At 70.8% G+C, this 16,091-nt stretch carries 13 protein-coding genes; 9 read left to right on the top strand and 4 right to left on the bottom strand.

Translation table 11 applies throughout. The annotated features are described in order from the left end of the window. The first annotated feature begins 614 nt into the window (after nt 1-614). Nucleotides 615-2,219 carry an ABC transporter substrate-binding protein gene (locus ACMA1D_RS15110; protein ID WP_414724481.1) on the top strand — a complete coding sequence of 535 codons (1,605 nt, stop codon included), beginning with the start codon at nt 615-617 and terminating at the stop codon, nt 2,217-2,219. 233 nt (nt 2,220-2,452) lie between these two features. Here the strand turns inward: ACMA1D_RS15110 and ACMA1D_RS15105 are convergent, their stop codons facing one another. Next, nucleotides 2,453-3,124 (bottom strand): response regulator, encoded by a 672-nt coding sequence (locus tag ACMA1D_RS15105; protein WP_414724480.1) that lies wholly within the window; start codon nt 3,122-3,124, stop codon nt 2,453-2,455. Nucleotides 3,125-3,137: 13 nt separating this feature from the next. Next, nucleotides 3,138-4,064, bottom strand: coding sequence for a RecB family exonuclease (locus tag ACMA1D_RS15100; RefSeq protein ID WP_414724479.1), 927 nt, complete (start codon nt 4,062-4,064; stop codon nt 3,138-3,140). Between the two features lie 312 nt (nt 4,065-4,376). Between ACMA1D_RS15100 and ACMA1D_RS15095 the strand changes: the two genes are divergently transcribed. The 3 genes from ACMA1D_RS15095 (at nt 4,377) to ACMA1D_RS15085 (ending at nt 7,770) form a co-directional block, all read left to right on the top strand. Further along, complete coding sequence (locus tag ACMA1D_RS15095; RefSeq protein WP_414724478.1) at nt 4,377-5,612, top strand: site-2 protease family protein; 1,236 nt, start codon at nt 4,377-4,379, stop codon at nt 5,610-5,612. A 232-nt stretch (nt 5,613-5,844) separates the two neighbouring features. Next, nucleotides 5,845-6,819 (top strand): tRNA (adenine-N1)-methyltransferase, encoded by a 975-nt coding sequence (locus tag ACMA1D_RS15090; protein WP_414724477.1) that lies wholly within the window; start codon nt 5,845-5,847, stop codon nt 6,817-6,819. Nucleotides 6,820-7,146: 327 nt separating this feature from the next. Further along, nucleotides 7,147-7,770 (top strand): hypothetical protein, encoded by a 624-nt coding sequence (locus ACMA1D_RS15085; RefSeq protein WP_414724476.1) that lies wholly within the window; start codon nt 7,147-7,149, stop codon nt 7,768-7,770. A 532-nt stretch (nt 7,771-8,302) separates the two neighbouring features. Here the strand turns inward: ACMA1D_RS15085 and ACMA1D_RS15080 are convergent. Next, nucleotides 8,303-8,653, bottom strand: coding sequence for a ferredoxin (locus ACMA1D_RS15080; RefSeq protein ID WP_414724475.1), 351 nt, complete (start codon nt 8,651-8,653; stop codon nt 8,303-8,305). A gap of 241 nt (nt 8,654-8,894) precedes the next feature. On the opposite strand from ACMA1D_RS15080, the gene arc reads away from it, so the two are divergent. The 5 genes from arc (at nt 8,895) to prcA (ending at nt 14,828) form a co-directional block, all read left to right on the top strand. Next, a complete protein-coding gene (gene arc, locus ACMA1D_RS15075; protein WP_414724474.1) occupies nt 8,895-10,661 on the top strand; it encodes a proteasome ATPase in 1,767 nt (588 codons plus the stop codon). 264 nt (nt 10,662-10,925) lie between these two features. After that, nucleotides 10,926-12,437 carry a depupylase/deamidase Dop gene (gene dop, locus ACMA1D_RS15070; protein ID WP_414724473.1) on the top strand — a complete coding sequence of 504 codons (1,512 nt, stop codon included), beginning with the start codon at nt 10,926-10,928 and terminating at the stop codon, nt 12,435-12,437. Between the two features lie 130 nt (nt 12,438-12,567). Further along, entirely contained in the window at nt 12,568-12,786 is a 219-nt protein-coding gene (locus ACMA1D_RS15065; protein ID WP_176164861.1) for a ubiquitin-like protein Pup, read from the top strand. Nucleotides 12,787-13,029: 243 nt separating this feature from the next. Beyond that, nucleotides 13,030-13,875 carry a proteasome subunit beta gene (gene prcB, locus ACMA1D_RS15060; protein WP_414724472.1) on the top strand — a complete coding sequence of 282 codons (846 nt, stop codon included), beginning with the start codon at nt 13,030-13,032 and terminating at the stop codon, nt 13,873-13,875. 56 nt (nt 13,876-13,931) lie between these two features. Further along, a complete protein-coding gene (prcA, locus tag ACMA1D_RS15055) occupies nt 13,932-14,828 on the top strand; it encodes a proteasome subunit alpha (protein WP_414724471.1) in 897 nt (298 codons plus the stop codon). Between the two features lie 99 nt (nt 14,829-14,927). On the opposite strand, the gene ACMA1D_RS15050 is transcribed toward prcA, so the two are convergent. Next, entirely contained in the window at nt 14,928-15,956 is a 1,029-nt protein-coding gene (locus ACMA1D_RS15050) for a LacI family DNA-binding transcriptional regulator (RefSeq protein WP_414724535.1), read from the bottom strand. Nucleotides 15,957-16,091 lie beyond the last annotated feature (135 nt).

Raw genomic sequence — 16,091 nt, 5'->3', positions numbered from 1 at the left:
GCATGTCGTATTCCCTTCGCGGGCGGTGCGTCATAACCGTGCGACGGAGCGCAATGGGATAGCGGAACTAGGGGAAATGATCTTCCTTGGGTGAGGTAATGCTTACCGTCCCAACGGGCCGTGCGGGTGCGGTACTTCGCGATTGCCCGCGCGGCCCGGTCGGTCGCCGGCCGCGGATCGGTTACGGAAATTGATCACGGCATATGCAGCGCGTGTGCAGCCCGGGTTGTGGAATGCGCTGATCGAATTCCGCTTAGCTTCGGCGGCGCTGACCGGGCCGTAAACGGGCGTCACGGCGTGATCATTGGCGTGACATATCTCACCGAACCGGCCGTCGACAGGGCGCCGTTGGGTGTGCTGACGGGAAGATTTGGGCGGTTTGGCGCGCAGCCTTGTGTCCCGATTGGGCATCTCTCGTACGAATCGTTCTGCGTTGCGCATATCCCGCGCCGGGGCGGCGTTATGGTGCCGAGATATCTCCTCAACTCCGCCGCCTTCCAGTAATGCTGGGGTCGCCTACTAATGTCTTCCGGAGAACTTCAGCACAACCCCCGTAGCCTGCTGGCCAAACAGCGATAGGGCCCCGGGTTTCGATGGTAGGGAGACCCCCGAGAATGAACCGTAAGGCGATGGTGTTGCCCGCGATGGTGGGCCTGCTGACATCCGTTCTCGCGGGCTGCGGGGATGCCGATGGGGCGGGCTCCGACGGCGACTCGATCGTCGTGGGGAGTAACGACCTGATCGAGGCGACCGACGGCGCCCCGGCGCCGCTCGACCCGGCCCAGGCGTACGACGTCGGTGCGTGGAGCCTCATGCACAACGTCTTCCAGACGCTGCTGCGCATGCCGCGCTCGGGCAACCAGCCGGTGCCCGACGCCGCGCGCACCTGCGGGTTCCAGGACAAGCAGAGCGAGCAGTTCCGCTGCACCCTGCGCACCGGACTGACCTTCGCGAACGGCAACGCGCTCACCGCACAGGACGTCGTCTTCTCCTTCCAGCGCACCCAGGCCATCAACTACAAGAACGGCCCGCTGTCGCTGACCAGCAACATCGACAAGGTCGAGGCCGCCGGCGAACTGGAAGTCGTCTTCCACCTCAAGTCGCCCGACGCCACCTTCCCGCACAAGCTCGCCACCCCCGCCGCCGCTCTGCTCGACAGCGAGGACTACGCCAAGGACAAGCTCAGGTCCGGCTTCGACGTCACCGGCTCCGGCCCGTACACGCTGCGCACCGAGACCCGCGACCGTCGGCTGACCAAGGCCGTCTTCACCAAGAACCCCAAGTACCAGGGCGCGGTCGAGGTCAGGAACAGCAAGGTCGAGCTGAAGTTCTTCGCCGAGGCGAAGGACATGCAGAAGGCGCTGGACAAGGGCGATGTGAGCACGGTCAACCGCACGCTCGCCCCGGAGCAGGTCGTCCGACTGCGCGACACCAACCAGAGCGACGTCAAGCTGACCGAGTCGTCGGGGCAGGAGATTCGTTACCTCGCCTTCAACACCGACGACTCCTCGGTGCGCAGCAAGGCGGTCCGGCAGGCGATGGCCCAGCTCGTGGACCGGCAGGCGCTGACCCGGGACGTCTACCGGCGCACCACCGTCCCGCTGTACTCGCTGGTGCCGACGGGCACTTCGGCCCACACCAACTCCTTCTACAACAGCTACGGCGAGCCCAGCGTCAGCAAGGCCAAGAAGATCCTGCGCGACGCCGACATCACCACGCCGGTCGAGGTGACGCTCTCCTACTCCTCGGAGCACTACGGCACGGTCACCACCAAGGAGTTCCAGGCGCTGCGGCAACAGCTCAACGACAGCGGGCTGTTCAAGGCGAAGATCCAGGACGTCCCGTGGGGCACCTACCGCCCGGCGGCTGCCGAGGGCAAGTACGCGGTGTACGGCATGGGCTGGTACCCCGACTTCCCGGACCCCGACAACTACGTCGCCCCCTTCTTCGGCCCCGGCAACTTCCTCAACTCGCCCTACCGGAACTCCACGATCGAGAACGTCCTGATCCCGCGCACCCGGCAGCAGGGCCAGCGCACCCTGGCCGTGCGGGACTTCCAGCACGTACAGAACGTCGTCGCGGACGAGGTGCCGGTGCTGCCGCTGTGGCAGGGCAAGCAGTACGTGGCCACCCGGGACGGCATCACCGGGGCCGAGTGGTCGGTCGACGACGCGGGCAAGCTCCGCCTCTGGGAGCTGGGCCGCGGCGTCAAGGACTGACGCCCCCGCCACCGGGGCCGCCGAACCCCCGGCCCGCAGCGTTTCGGCGCTGTGCCGACTCCCGGCCTCGCGGCGCTTCGATACGTGCGCCCCCGGCCCCGCAGCGCTTCGATGCTGCGGGGCCGGGGGCGCTTTGGCGCTATCGCGCTGATGGGCAGCGGCCCTGCCGGCAGGTGGTGCCGGTGCCGGGCGCCTACTGGGCTCCGGGCGCCTGCGGCGCCGCGCCGCTACCGCTACTGCGCTCCCGGCCGGACCAGCCCGCTCTCGTACGCGTACACCGCCGCCTGCACCCGGTCCCGCAGGCCGAGCTTGGTGAGGACGTGGCCCACGTGGGTCTTGACCGTGGTCTCGCTGACGAACAGATCGGCGGCGATCTCCGCGTTGGACAGCCCGCGGGCCACCAGCTTGAGGACCTCGACCTCGCGGTCGGTCAGGGTGTGCAGCGTGTCGGGCACCTGCTCCTCGCCCGACGGCAGGTGATCCGCGTACTTGTCCAGCAGCCGACGGGTGACGCTGGGGGCCAGCATGGCCTCGCCCGCGGCCACCACCCGGATCGCCTGCACCAGCTCGTTGGCCGGCGCGTCCTTCAGCAGGAAGCCGCTGGCCCCGGCGCGCAGCGCCTCCACCACGTACTCGTCGAGATCGAAGGTGGTCAGCACCAGCACCTTGGCCGGCCCGTCCCGCCCGGGGCCGGTGATCTGCCGGGTGGCCTCCACCCCGTCCATCCGGGGCATCCGGATGTCCATCAGGACGACGTCCGGCTGAAGGGCCCTGACCTGGTCCAGGGCCTGGAGGCCGTCGCCGGCCTCGCCCACGACCGCGAGGTCCTGCTCGGCCTCCAGGATCATCCGGAAGCCGGTGCGCAACAGCGGTTGGTCATCGACGAGCAGGACGCGGATAGCCACGGGATCTCCTTCGTTAGACCTGGCCCATTCTGCCCTGACGCGCCGGGTCGGACTGCGCGGGGATGACCTTGAGGGGGTACGGCGGGGGAGTGCCGCCGAACTCGGGGCACACCGCCTGGTGGTCGCACCAGCCGCACAGCTTGGTCTGCCGCGGCTGCCAGTTCCCCGTCTCGGTCGCCTCCCGGATCGCCGCCCACAGCGCCAGCAGCTTGCGTTCGAGCGCCAGCAGCTCCGCCGCCTCCGGGTCGTACGTCAGCACGTCGCCACTGCCCAGGTAGACGAGCTGGAGCCGCTTGGGCACCACGCCGCGCAGCCGCCACAGCACCAGCGCGTAGAACGTCATCTGGAACAGTGCGTCGCCCCGGTACTGCGGGGACGGCGCCCGGCCCGTCTTGTAGTCGACGACCCGCACCTCCCCGGTGGGCGCCACGTCCACCCGGTCGATGTAGCCACGCAGCGTCAGGCCCGACTCCAGCTCCGTCTCCACGTACAGCTCGCGCTCGGCGGGCTCAAGCCGGGTCGGGTCCTCCAGCGTGAACCACCGCTCGACCAACTGCTCCGCCTCGCGCAGCCAGCCCGCCAACCGCTCCGTGTCCTGGCCGCCGTCGTCCGTGGCGAACAGCGCGGCGAGCTCCGGCTTCGCGGCCAGCAGGCGCTCCCACTCGCCGGGCACCATGGACCGCGCCCGCGGCGCCGTACGGTCGGCCGCCGGGGAGTCGAAGAGCCGCTCAAGGACGGCGTGCACCACCGTGCCCCGGGTGGCGGCCGGGCTCGGCTTCTCCGGCAACTTGTCGATCACGCGGAAGCGGTACAGCAGCGGGCAGCGCATGAAGTCCGCCGCCCGCGACGGCGACAGCGAAGACGACAGCGGCGCCCGCGACGCCGCCCGATCCGGCCGCCCCGTCTGGTCCGTACGTTCCGTCTGCTCCGTGGTTCCCATGGCGCCGACCTTACGGCCCCGCACTGACAATCGAGGCGACCGACCACCGGTGGACCACACGGGACCCGCGCATCATCCCCGGCCCCGCCGGGCATGCGCCCTGCGAACGGCCCCCACCGCCCGGGCCACGCGCCGGCGGACCCCCTGCGGGGCCCCGTTACGGGCGAGGGCGCGGGACCCCGTGCGGGTAAAGGGGGAGCCGAGGCCGAGCGAAGCCCAGGCAGACGCATACCATCGACGGCAGAACACCTCACGCCAGATGGCCGCGCGGCAGCGTCGGCGGCACGAGGAACGCACAGACGAGAGGACACCGTGGACAACAGCGGGCAGCGGCAGTCCGGCAGCGGGGGGCCGGACCACCCGACCGAGCCCGGGGACCGCAGGCCCGAGCGGCCCAAGGAGGTCGGCGGCGGCTTTTTGATGGGCCGGCCGTTCGGCGTCCCGGTCTACGTCGCGCCGAGCTGGTTCCTGGTGGCGGCCCTGATCACCTGGGTGTTCGGCGGCCAGCTCGACCGCGTGCTGCCGGAGCTCGGCACCGCGCGCTACCTGGTCTCGCTCTTCTTCGCCATCGCCTTCTACGCGTCGGTCCTGGTGCACGAACTGGCCCACACGGTGGCCGCCCTGCGCTTCAAACTGCCGGTGCGCCGCATCCAGTTGCAGTTCTTCGGCGGCGTATCGGAGATCGAGAAGGAGTCGGAGACGCCCGGGCGCGAGTTCGTCCTCGCCTTCGTCGGACCGCTGCTCTCGCTGGTCCTCGCCGGCCTGTTCTACCTGGGCATGCAGACCGTGGAATCGGGCACCGTGCCGGGCGTGCTGCTCGCCGGCCTGATGATCTCCAACCTGATCGTGGCCGCCTTCAACCTGCTGCCCGGCCTGCCGCTGGACGGCGGGCGGATGCTGCGGGCCGTGGTCTGGAAGATCAGCGGCAAGCCGATGACCGGCACCATCGCCGCGGCCTGGACCGGCCGCGCGCTCGCGGTCGCGGTGCTGATCGGCCTGCCGCTGATCACCCACTCCGGCGGCTTCGGCGACACCGACGGCTTCGGCAGCGTGGACTCCCTCACCGACGCGCTGCTCGCCGCCATCCTGGCCGCCATCATCTGGACCGGCGCCGGCAACAGCCTGCGGATGGCCAGGCTCCGCGAGCGCCTTCCGGACCTGCGGGCCCGCACCCTCACCCGGCGCGCGGTGCCGGTCACCGCCGACACCCCGCTCTCCGAGGCGCTGCGCCGCGCCAACGAGGCCGGGGCCAGGGCGCTGGTCGTGGTCGACGGCCAGGGCGCCCCGACCGCCCTGGTCCGCGAGGCCGCCATCGTCGGCATCCCCGAACACCGCCGCCCCTGGGTCGCGGTCAGCGGCCTCGCCCAGGACCTCAAGGAGGGCATGCGCGTCTCCGCCGAGCTGACCGGCGAACAACTCCTGGAGACCCTGCGGGCCACCCCCGCCACCGAATACCTGGTCGTCGAGGAGACCGGCGAGATCTACGGAGTGCTCTCCACCGTCGACGTGGAGCGCGCCTTCATGGCCGCGATGGCCCGCCCCTTCTAGCCCAGGGCCGCGCCCCGTCCGCCGCTCGCCCCGGCTGGCCCGCCCGCCCCGCCTGGTCCGGCTGCGGCCCCCGGAACGCTCCGTACGCGCCCGTGCGCGCCCGATCACCGCCGTACGTGCGGTGGGCCGCCCCGCACCCCAGTCGCCCCGCCGGCCCGCCGGGGCCCGGGCCCACACCGGGGCCCTACCGGGGCCGGTCGGCGGTCCCGCGTCAGACCGGTAGGCTGGTCACATGTCCGAACCGACCGGTGCCGCCCGCCGTCGCGGGCCCTTCCAGGTCGGGGACCAGGTCCAGCTCACCGACCCCAAGGGACGCCACTACACCTTCACGCTCGAAGCCGGGAAGAGCTTCCACACCCACAAGGGTGCCTTCCCGCACGACGAGCTGATCGGTGCTCCCGAGGGCAGTGTTGTCCGTACCACCGGGAACGTCGCCTACCTCGCGCTGCGCCCGCTGCTCCCCGACTACGTCCTGTCCATGCCGCGCGGAGCCGCCGTGGTCTACCCCAAGGACGCGGGGCAGATCCTGGCGATGGCCGACATCTTCCCCGGGGCCCGGGTCGTCGAGGCGGGGGTGGGCTCGGGCTCGCTCAGCAGCTTCCTGCTGCGCGCCATCGGCGACCAGGGAATGCTGCACTCCTACGAGCGCCGCGCCGACTTCGCCGAGATCGCCACCCAGAACGTCGAGCGCTACTTCGGCGGACCGCACCCCGCCTGGCAGCTCACCGTCGGCGACCTCCAGGACAACCTGTCGGACACCGACGTCGACCGGGTCATCCTGGACATGCTGGCACCCTGGGAGTGCCTGGAGGCCGTCTCCAAGGCGCTGGTGCCCGGCGGCATCCTGTGTGCGTACGTCGCCACCACCACCCAGCTCGCCCGCACCGTCGAGGCGATCCGCGAGCACGGCACCTTCAACGAGCCGTCGGCCTGGGAGACCATGGTCCGCACCTGGCACGTGGAGGGCCTGGCCGTCCGCCCCGACCACCGCATGATCGGGCACACCGGCTTCCTGCTCACCGCCCGCCGCCTGGCCGACGGGGTCGAGCCGCCGCTGCGCCGCCGCCGCCCGGCCAAGGGCGCGTACGGCGAGGACTACACCGGCCCCGGCCGCGACCAGACCGCTGGCCAGTCCAACGGCCGGGCAGCCGGTTCCGCCGGCGGCTCGGCGGGCAAGGACACCGATTCCACGGCGACCGACGCCTGATCCAACGATCCCACCGGCGCGACCAGCCGCACCGGCGCGACCAGTCCAACGGGCGCGACCGGTTCGACCGGCCAGGCCACGGCCACCCGGCCACCACCGGCGCACGGAACCACCGCGCGCGCCCGGCGCGCGCGGCGCATCGGTAGCTGGCTGACGCTCCACCGTGAACTACCCGGCGCCGCCGACGACTTCCCACCGGGGAACCGTCGGCGGCGCCGCTTCGTTCTCCAGGTGCCCCCGTCCCCCACCCGGCTGTATCCGCCGGCTGTGACGTGTGGCACCATGCTGGCCACCCCCGACGCCACGACGCTCACAGGAGTTATCCGCGTGCAGCCCTCGGCAGGCCCTGCGTCCACCCCTGCGCCCGATGCGGCCCCCGGACCTGGCCTCCCTCACACCCGCACCCGCTGGGTGCACTGGATCACCACCGCGCTCGCCCTCGGAGCCGTCGTCACCGGCGCGATCGCCTTCCAACCCTCGGACGCCAAGGCGACCCCCGAGGCCGCCGCAACCCCGCCACCGAGCCCGGTGCCGGCCCCCGACGCCCGCGCCGTCGCCTATCCGCTGGAGTGCGGACCGGCCCCGGTGGACGTCGTACGCCACGCCTCGGGCGACCTGGACGGCGACGGGCGCCCGGAGACCGTGGCCGTGGTGCGCTGCCACGCGGAGGCGGGCACTCCGCCCAGCGGGATCTACGTGGTGGCCGCCGCGCGCAACTCCGCGGGCAAGCAAGGGTCCAAGCCGCGCGTGGTGAGCACCTTCCTCAAACCGACCGAGAAGATGAGCGTGCAGCGCCTCGCGGTGGCCGACGGCACGGTTTCGGCCACCTTGGTGGGCTACTCGTCGCTGGACGTCCCGCGCTGCTGCCCGGACCTCCAGCGGGACGTCAACTGGCGCTGGCGCAACGGCAAGTTCGAGCTGAAGGCGGCACCCGTCCCGGGCAGCGTGTGACCCACCCACCGCTCAGGGTGTGACCCACCCACCACCCTGAGCACCACCCACCCACCGCACTGAGCTCGCCCGCCGCGAGCCGCCCCCGACCCACCCACGGGCCCGTACGACACGAGTAACCCTGCCGCTCCCACCCACCTCCGGGGCGGCCCAGGACGGGCGCGGCCGACCACCGCACGCCCGGCAGGCGCCCAAGGCGGCGGTCCCGCGGGAAGCACGCACGGTCCGCCCCGACCGGCCATCCGACAGGCCACCCCCACGGCACGGCCGGCCGTGGTGCACACCCGGGCACAGCCCACCGCAACGCTCCGCCGCCGGCCGCCGCCCCACCCACGAGAGCGCCGGGACGCAGGTCCGCCAGCCCCGGCAGCAGCCGCTGCCGTACGGGGCCAGCGAGCGGTCAGCACGTCGCTGAGCTGGGCAGACGTAAAGAGGGACACAGCGAAGAACGCGAAGGGAAACGGGAGCGGCCGGTACCGAGCGAGGGAGGGGAGGCGTCGAGTAGGGGCGTCGAGCGGGGGGGGCGAGAGGATCAGGCCGCGTCGGGCCCGTACACCTCGACCTTGTCGGCCACCCGTCGTACGTGGATGCAGTCGCCGGGACACTCCTTGGCCGAGTCCCGGACGTCGATGAGCAGCGGCAACGGCACCGGGGCCGTCGCACCGGGTGCCGACAGCAGCTCGGCCTCCTCGCCCGCGAGCGCGGGCGCCTTGACGTACGCCAGGCCGTCGATGTCGAGCTCGAAGACCTCAGGCGCGTACTGGGCGCAGATGCCGTCGCCGGTACACAGGTCCTGGTCGATCCACACCTCAAGGGCCTCGGATGCGGCGGCCGTCGTTTCGGTGTCGGAGACCTCGTCGTGCGCGGTGTTCTGCGCGGTCATTTCGCCTGCCGTTCCTGCGCGGGGTGAACCAATTGAAGCCAGCCCTGACGGGTGTTGACCATCTCGACCATACAACCGCCCGCTTTCGGATGTTGTTGGGTGGGTATTCAGCAGGCGAGAGGACGTGCGCAAGGGTGAAGATCGGACACACCCCGAACGGTTTGTGATCTAGGGGTTTCAACCTGCACCGGCCCAGGTAGGGTCTGGAAGCGTCCAGCTCCCCTTGGAGGAGGTGAGGACCGTGGCAGCCCACGACGACGACATCAACCGCGGCATCCGGCCGGGGCGGGGGTCTGAGGACCCAGCCGGCCAGGTTGCCTATCTAGAGCAGGAAATCGCCGTCCTGCGACGCAAGCTCGCCGACTCTCCGCGGCACACGAGGATTCTCGAAGAGCGGATCGTCGAGTTGCAGACCAACCTCGCAGGCGTGTCCGCGCAAAATGAGCGGCTCGCCAATACCCTCCGTGAGGCGCGCGATCAGATCGTGGCGCTCAAGGAGGAGGTCGACCGGCTGGCCCAGCCACCGGCCGGCTTCGGGGTCTTCCTGCATCAGAACGAGGACGGCACGGCAGACATCTTCACCGGAGGACGGAAACTCCGGGTCAACGTCAGCCCCAGCGTCGATCTCGACGAGCTCAGGCGTGGCCAGGAGGTCATGCTCAACGAGGCGCTCAACGTGGTCGAGGCCATGGCCTTCGAGCGCGCCGGGGACATCGTCACCCTCAAGGAGGTCCTTGAGGACGGCGAGCGGGCCCTGGTGGTCGGGCACACCGACGAAGAGCGCGTGGTGCGACTGGCCGAGCCACTGCTCGACGTGACGATCAGGTCGGGCGACGCCCTGCTCCTTGAGCCGCGCTCGGGGTACGTGTACGAGGTCATCCCGAAGAGCGAGGTCGAAGAGCTCGTCCTCGAAGAGGTCCCCGACATCGACTACACCAAGATCGGCGGCCTGGGGAACCAGATCGAGCTGATCAGGGACGCGGTCGAGCTCCCGTACCTCTACCCCGACCTCTTCAAGGAGCACGAACTCCGGCCGCCCAAGGGCGTGCTGCTCTACGGCCCGCCCGGCTGCGGCAAGACGCTGATCGCCAAGGCCGTCGCCAACTCCCTTGCCAAGAAGGTCGCCGAGGTGACCGGCAAGCCGGCGGGCAAGAGCTTCTTCCTCAACATCAAGGGGCCGGAGCTGCTCAACAAGTACGTCGGTGAGACCGAGCGCCACATCCGGCTGGTCTTCCAGCGGGCCAGAGAGAAGGCCAGCGAGGGCACGCCGGTCATCGTCTTCTTCGACGAGATGGACTCGCTGTTCCGCACCCGTGGCTCCGGCGTCAGCTCGGACGTGGAGAACACCATCGTTCCCCAGTTGCTCTCCGAGATCGACGGCGTGGAGGGCCTGGAGAACGTCATCGTCATCGGCGCCTCCAACCGCGAGGACATGATCGACCCGGCGATCCTGCGGCCGGGCCGACTCGACGTGAAGATCAAGATCGAGCGGCCGGACGCGGAGGCCGCCAAGGACATCTTCTCGAAGTACCTCACGGCCACCCTGCCGGTGCACACCGACGACCTGGCCGAACACGGCGGATCGCGGCAGGCAGCCGTCAGCGGCATGATCCAGTCGGTCGTCGAGCAGATGTATGCGGAATCCGAGGAGAACCGGTTCCTTGAGGTCACCTACGCCAATGGTGACAAGGAAGTCCTGTACTTCAAGGACTTCAATTCCGGCGCGATGATCCAAAACATCGTCGACCGGGCCAAGAAGATGGCCATCAAGGCATTCCTCGATCACGACCAGAAGGGCCTTCGGGTCTCCCATCTGCTCGCCGCCTGCGTGGACGAGTTCAAGGAGAACGAGGACCTGCCGAACACCACGAATCCGGACGACTGGGCCCGGATTTCCGGAAAGAAGGGCGAGCGGATCGTCTTCATCCGTACGCTCGTCACCGGAAAGCAGGGGGCGGACACGGGTCGGTCCATCGACACCGTGGCCAACACCGGCCAGTACCTGTAAGAACCGCGCTCCGGCTGCGGATGTCCTATCCCCGTCTCGACGGGGACCCTGGGGGCGTCCGCAGCCGGATGCTTTTCTCCGGCCGGTCGGCGAACGAACGACCGGAGCAATGACCGTAATGATCTCCCCAGCGCCGCTCAGCCGTTCTAGGCTCTTCGTACCGCAGCGCCGCGGGTGGGGATCGGGCACCGCATACGCACCGGATGCGCAGCGGTACTTGAGCGCCGACCTCACCGGTGGGCGCCGCCGGGCAAGGAGGGCCGCATGACCGTACGGCGAGTAATGGGCATCGAGACGGAGTACGGGATCTCCGTCCCCGGCCACCCGAACGCCAATGCCATGCTCACCTCGTCCCAGATCGTCAACGCCTACGCGGCGGCGATGCACCGGGCGCGCCGCGCCCGCTGGGACTTCGAGGAGGAGAACCCGCTGCGGGACGCCCGCGGCTTCGACCTCGCCCGCGAGACGGCGGACTCAAGCCAGCTCACGGACGAGGACATCGGCCTGGCCAACGTCATCCTCACCAACGGTGCACGGTTGTACGTGGACCACGCCCACCCGGAGTACAGCGCGCCCGAGGTCACCAACCCCAGGGACGCCGTGCTGTGGGACAAGGCGGGCGAGCGGATCATGGCCGAGGCCGCCGAGCGCGCCGCCGCGCTGCCCGGCGCCCAGCCGATCCACCTGTACAAGAACAACACGGACAACAAGGGCGCCTCCTACGGCACCCACGAGAACTACCTGATGAAGCGGGCGACGCCGTTCTCGGACATCGTTCGCCACCTCACCCCGTTCTTCGTCTCCCGGCAGGTGGTCACCGGCGCCGGCCGGGTCGGCATCGGGCAGGACGGCCACGACCACGGCTTCCAGATCAGCCAGCGCGCGGACTACTTCGAGGTCGAGGTGGGCCTGGAGACGACGCTCAAGCGCCCGCTGATCAACACCAGGGACGAGCCGCACGCGGACGCCGAGAAGTACCGCAGGCTGCACGTGATCATCGGCGACGCCAACCTCTCCGAGATCTCGACGTACCTCAAGCTGGGCACCACCGCGCTGGTGCTCTCCATGATCGAGGACGGGTTCATCGCCGTCGACCTCGCCGTCGACCAGCCGGTCCGTGCACTGCACCAGGTCTCGCACGACCCCACCCTGCGACAGCTCGTGACGCTGCGTAGCGGACGCACGCTGACCGGGGTGCAGCTCCAGATGGAGTACTTCGAGTTGGCGCACAAGTACGTGGAGGATCGGTACGGCGCCGACGCGGACGAGCAGACCAAGGACGTCCTCGCGCGTTGGGAGGACGTGCTCGGCCGGCTGGAACGCGATCCGATGAGCCTGGCGGGCGAGCTGGACTGGGTCGCCAAGCGCGAGCTGCTTGAGGGCTACCGGCGCCGCGACGGCCTGGACTGGGAGGCGGCCCGGCTGCACCTGGTGGACCTCCAGTACGCGGACGTACGCCCCGAGAAGGGCCTGTACAACCGGCTGGCGGCGCGCGGCAAGATGACCCGCCTGTTGGACGAGGCCGAGGTCGAGCGGGCCGAGCGCAAGCCGCCGGAGGACACCAGGGCGTACTTCCGCGGGCGCTGCCTCGAACAGTACGCCGACGACGTGGCGGCGGCGTCCTGGGATTCGGTGATCTTCGACCTGCCGGGTCGCGACTCACTGCAACGGGTGCCCACGCTTGAGCCCCTGCGCGGCACCCGCAACCACGTCAAGGAACTCCTGGACCGCTGTCGCACCGCAGAGGACCTGGTCCGGGTGCTGTCGGGCGGCTGAGCGGGTCTGAGACCTCGGTGAGCAGGGAATCATCGAGGTGGTTCTCGAACGTTGTAGCAAGTACGGGCCCGATGTCGGGCCCGGCTTGTAGGGTCTGATCTTGTACGTCGAACCGAGCGGGGTGAGGGATATGGCGACCAAGGACACCGACGGTGGGCAGCAGCGAGCGACGCGTTCCAAGGAGGAGGTCGACGAGCAGGCCCAGGACGCGCAGGCCGCTGAGGACCTGAAGGAGCGGCAGGAGAAGCTCTCGGACGACGTGGACTCCGTACTGGACGAGATCGACGACGTCCTGGAGGAGAACGCCGAAGACTTCGTGCGGTCCTTCGTGCAGAAGGGCGGCCAGTAGGCCGTCCGTAGCTGATCGACCCTCCTGAGGAGGGGCGCGGGTCCGCTTCGCCGCGGGCCGCGGTGGCGACGGCCGGGCGAGGTCTTGGTGTTCCTCCCGGCCGTTTCCGCCACACATGTGGATCAACGTCATGGGGCGGGTAGGGTCCCGGACGTACGGTGCTCAACCGCGATGTGGCCATGGGGACGTTGAGGTGGCCCGGGGGGCTCGCCGCCGGGCCGTCGCATATCTGGAAGGAAACTTGTGGAAGCCAACACTCGTATCACTGGGCGTCTACCTGCACCCTTCCTGACGCCCGGGTCCTCCTCGTTCATGGACTTCCTCGGCGACCACGCGCCCGAGTTGCTGCCGGGCAACCGCCCGCTGCCCGAGGTGCGCGGCGTCGTCGAGGCCCCGCACGGGACGACGATCGTGGCGGCCACCTTCGCCGGCGGCGTGGTGCTCGCCGGTGACCGCAGGGCCACGATGGGCAACGTCATCGCCCAGCGCGACATCGAGAAGGTCTTCCCGGCCGACGAGTACTCGGCGGTGGGCATCGCCGGCACGGCCGGGCTCGCCGTCGAGATGGTCAAGCTCTTCCAGTTGGAGCTTGAGCACTTCGAGAAGGTCGAGGGCGTCCAGCTCTCCCTGGAGGGCAAGGCCAACCGGCTCTCCACCATGATCCGCGGCAACCTCGGCATGGCGATGCAGGGCCTGGCCGTGGTGCCGCTGTTCACCGGCTGGGACGTGGACCGCGGCAAGGGCCGCATCTTCTCGTACGACGTCACCGGCGGGCGCTCCGAAGAGCACGGCTTCGCGGCCACCGGCTCGGGCTCGGTCTTCGCCCGCGGCGCGCTCAAGAAGCTCTACCGCGCCGACCTGACGGAAGAGCAGGCCGCCACCGCCGTGGTGCAGGCGCTCTACGACGCGGCGGACGACGACTCCGCCACCGGTGGGCCCGACCTGGCCCGGCGCATCTACCCGATCGTCACCGTCATCACCGACGAGGGCTTCAGGCGCCTCGCCGAGTCCGAGGTGTCCGACATCGCGCGGGCCGTCTACGACCGGCGACTGCAACAGCCGGACGGCCCCCGGGCCGACGTCCTCTGACGGGCAGGGAAGGTCCGCCAATGCATTCGCCACTGACAGAAAGGGACGGATAGCCGGTGTCGACGCCGTTCTATGTCTCACCCCAGCAGGCCATGGCCGACCGCGCCGAGTACGCCCGCAAGGGCATCGCGCGGGGCCGTAGCGTCGTCGTGCTCCAGTACACCGACGGCATCGTCTTCGTGGCCGAGAACCCGTCCCGGGCGCTGCACAAGGTCAGCGAGATCTACGACCGGATCGCCTTCGCGGCGGTCGGCAAGTACAACGAGTTCGAGAACCTGCGCATCGGCGGGGTGCGCTACGCGGACCTGCGCGGCTTCACGTACCACCGTGAGGACGTGACCGCCCGCGGCCTCGCCAACGTGTACGCACAGACGCTCGGCACCATCTTCTCCAGCAACGCCGAGAAGCCGTACGAGGTCGAGCTGATCGTCGCCGAGGTCGGGCCGGGGCCGGAGGACGACCAGATCTACCGCCTCCCGCACGATGGTTCGATCGTGGACGAGCACGGTTCGGTGGCCGTCGGTGGCAACTCCGATCAGATCGGTAGCTACCTCGATCAGCGGCACCGCGACGGCATGACCCTGGGTGAGGCGCTGAAGCTCGCCGTGGAGTCGCTCTCGCGCGACAACAACGGTGGCGAGCGCAGCCTGACCGCCGAACAGCTAGAGGTCGCGGTGCTCGACCGGACCCGCCCCCAGCAGCGCAAGTTCAAGCGCCTGCTCGGCAGCCAGCTCGCCCGGCTGCTTGAGGAGGACGGCGCGGACGCCCCGGCGGCCGACGACGCCGCGGACGGGACCACGGCCGACGGCGATGCGGCCGGCGCCGCGGACGAGGCGTCCGACGACAAGCCGGCCGGCAAGACGAAGGGCGCCGCCAAGGGTGCCGCCGACAAGGCGGACAAGACCCCGAAGGGCGAACCGGACGCGGCCGACCAGGACGACGCCGCGGAGTAGCCCGCGGCGGGCCGCAGCCCGCAAGCATCATCCGGCGCCCCGGCACACGGCTCACCCCCGTGTGCCGGGGCGCGTGGTCGTCAGGGCAGCCCCGAGGGGTCAGGCAGGTGTGGGTGGTGGGGCCGTCGATGTGCGGGTGACCAGCTCGACCGGCAGGGTGGTCACCTCGGCCACGCCGCCGTCCACCACCGTGAGCAGGGCGCGCATGCCGGCCGCCCCCACCGCCTCGGCGGGCAGCCGTACCGTCGTCAGTTCGGGATCGACCGCGGTCGCCAGCGAGATGTCGTCGAAGCCGGTGACCGAGACGTCGTGCGGCACCCGCAGCCCGAGCCGCCGTACGGCCTTGCACGCGCCCGCGGCCAGCACGTCGTCGTCGCAGACCAGCGCCGTGGGGCGGGGGCCGGGGCGGGTCAGGGCGCGCTCGGCCGCGCTCAGTCCGCCGGCGACGGACAGTGGCGCCGGCTCGGTGTGCACGCTCGCCCCCGGCACCCCGCCGAGCGCCGTGGCCAGCGCCCCGGCGCGTACCCGGAAGGTCCAGGAGTCCACCGCGGCGGCGACGTGCACCAGACGGCGGTGGCCGAGGGCGAGCAGGTGCTCCGTCAACTGCCGCATGCCGGCCGCGATGTCCACGTTCACGGTGGCGGCGGACCCGGCGCGGTCCGGGTCGCTGTCGAGCATGACCAGCGGCAGCCCGTCGCCGCGCAGGGCCGCCAGCGCATCGGCCGCCATGGACGAGGCGATGACCCCGTCGAGCGCGGCCCGCGCCGGGCCGAACGGGTCGGGGGCCGGGCCGACCCCCTCGGGCGACGGGTAGAGCACCACGCCGACGTCGTGCGCCGCGGCGACCTCGGCGGCGCCGGTGTACACCCGGGCGAAGAACTCGCTGCTCAGCGCCGGCACCACGAGGAGTGCCGTACGGGCGCGCCCGAGGCGCAGGTGCCGGGCGGCCAGGTTGGGCCGGTAGCCGAGGTCCCGCGCGGCCTGCCGTACGGCCTGTGCCGTGCCGGGCGACACCCGGCCGCGCCACTTGTCGCCGAGCACCAGGGACACGGTCGCCTGCGAGACGCCCGCGGCGCGCGCCACGTCCCGGCTGGTGGGGCGGCCCGTGGCGGCCCGGGTGGGCGGCAGGCGCGGGGGAGCGGGGCGGGCCGCGTCCGGGTCCGCGGCGGTGCGCCCCGCCGCGGGCGGAACGTGTTCGGGGCCGGGGCCCGTCGTTTCCGTCACCGTCGTCCGTCTCCGCGCCGTGCCCGTTCCCGTGCCAGG

Source organism: Streptomyces sp. 796.1, from assembly GCF_047525675.1.
Taxonomy (GTDB): Bacteria; Actinomycetota; Actinomycetes; order Streptomycetales; family Streptomycetaceae; genus Streptomyces.
This window is presented reverse-complemented; position numbering and strand designations above follow the sequence as displayed.

Bases quoted from the DNA above. Each gene is read 5' to 3' on its own strand.
- ACMA1D_RS15080 (WP_414724475.1), bottom strand. From the start codon at position 8,653: ATGACCGCGCAGAACACCGCGCACGACGAGGTCTCCGACACCGAAACG.
- dop (WP_414724473.1), top strand. From the start codon at position 10,926: ATGACCGTACGGCGAGTAATGGGCATCGAGACGGAGTACGGGATCTCC.
- ACMA1D_RS15100 (WP_414724479.1), bottom strand. From the start codon at position 4,064: ATGGGAACCACGGAGCAGACGGAACGTACGGACCAGACGGGGCGGCCG.
- ACMA1D_RS15090 (WP_414724477.1), top strand. From the start codon at position 5,845: ATGTCCGAACCGACCGGTGCCGCCCGCCGTCGCGGGCCCTTCCAGGTC.
- ACMA1D_RS15110 (WP_414724481.1), top strand. From the start codon at position 615: ATGAACCGTAAGGCGATGGTGTTGCCCGCGATGGTGGGCCTGCTGACA.
- ACMA1D_RS15065 (WP_176164861.1), top strand. From the start codon at position 12,568: ATGGCGACCAAGGACACCGACGGTGGGCAGCAGCGAGCGACGCGTTCC.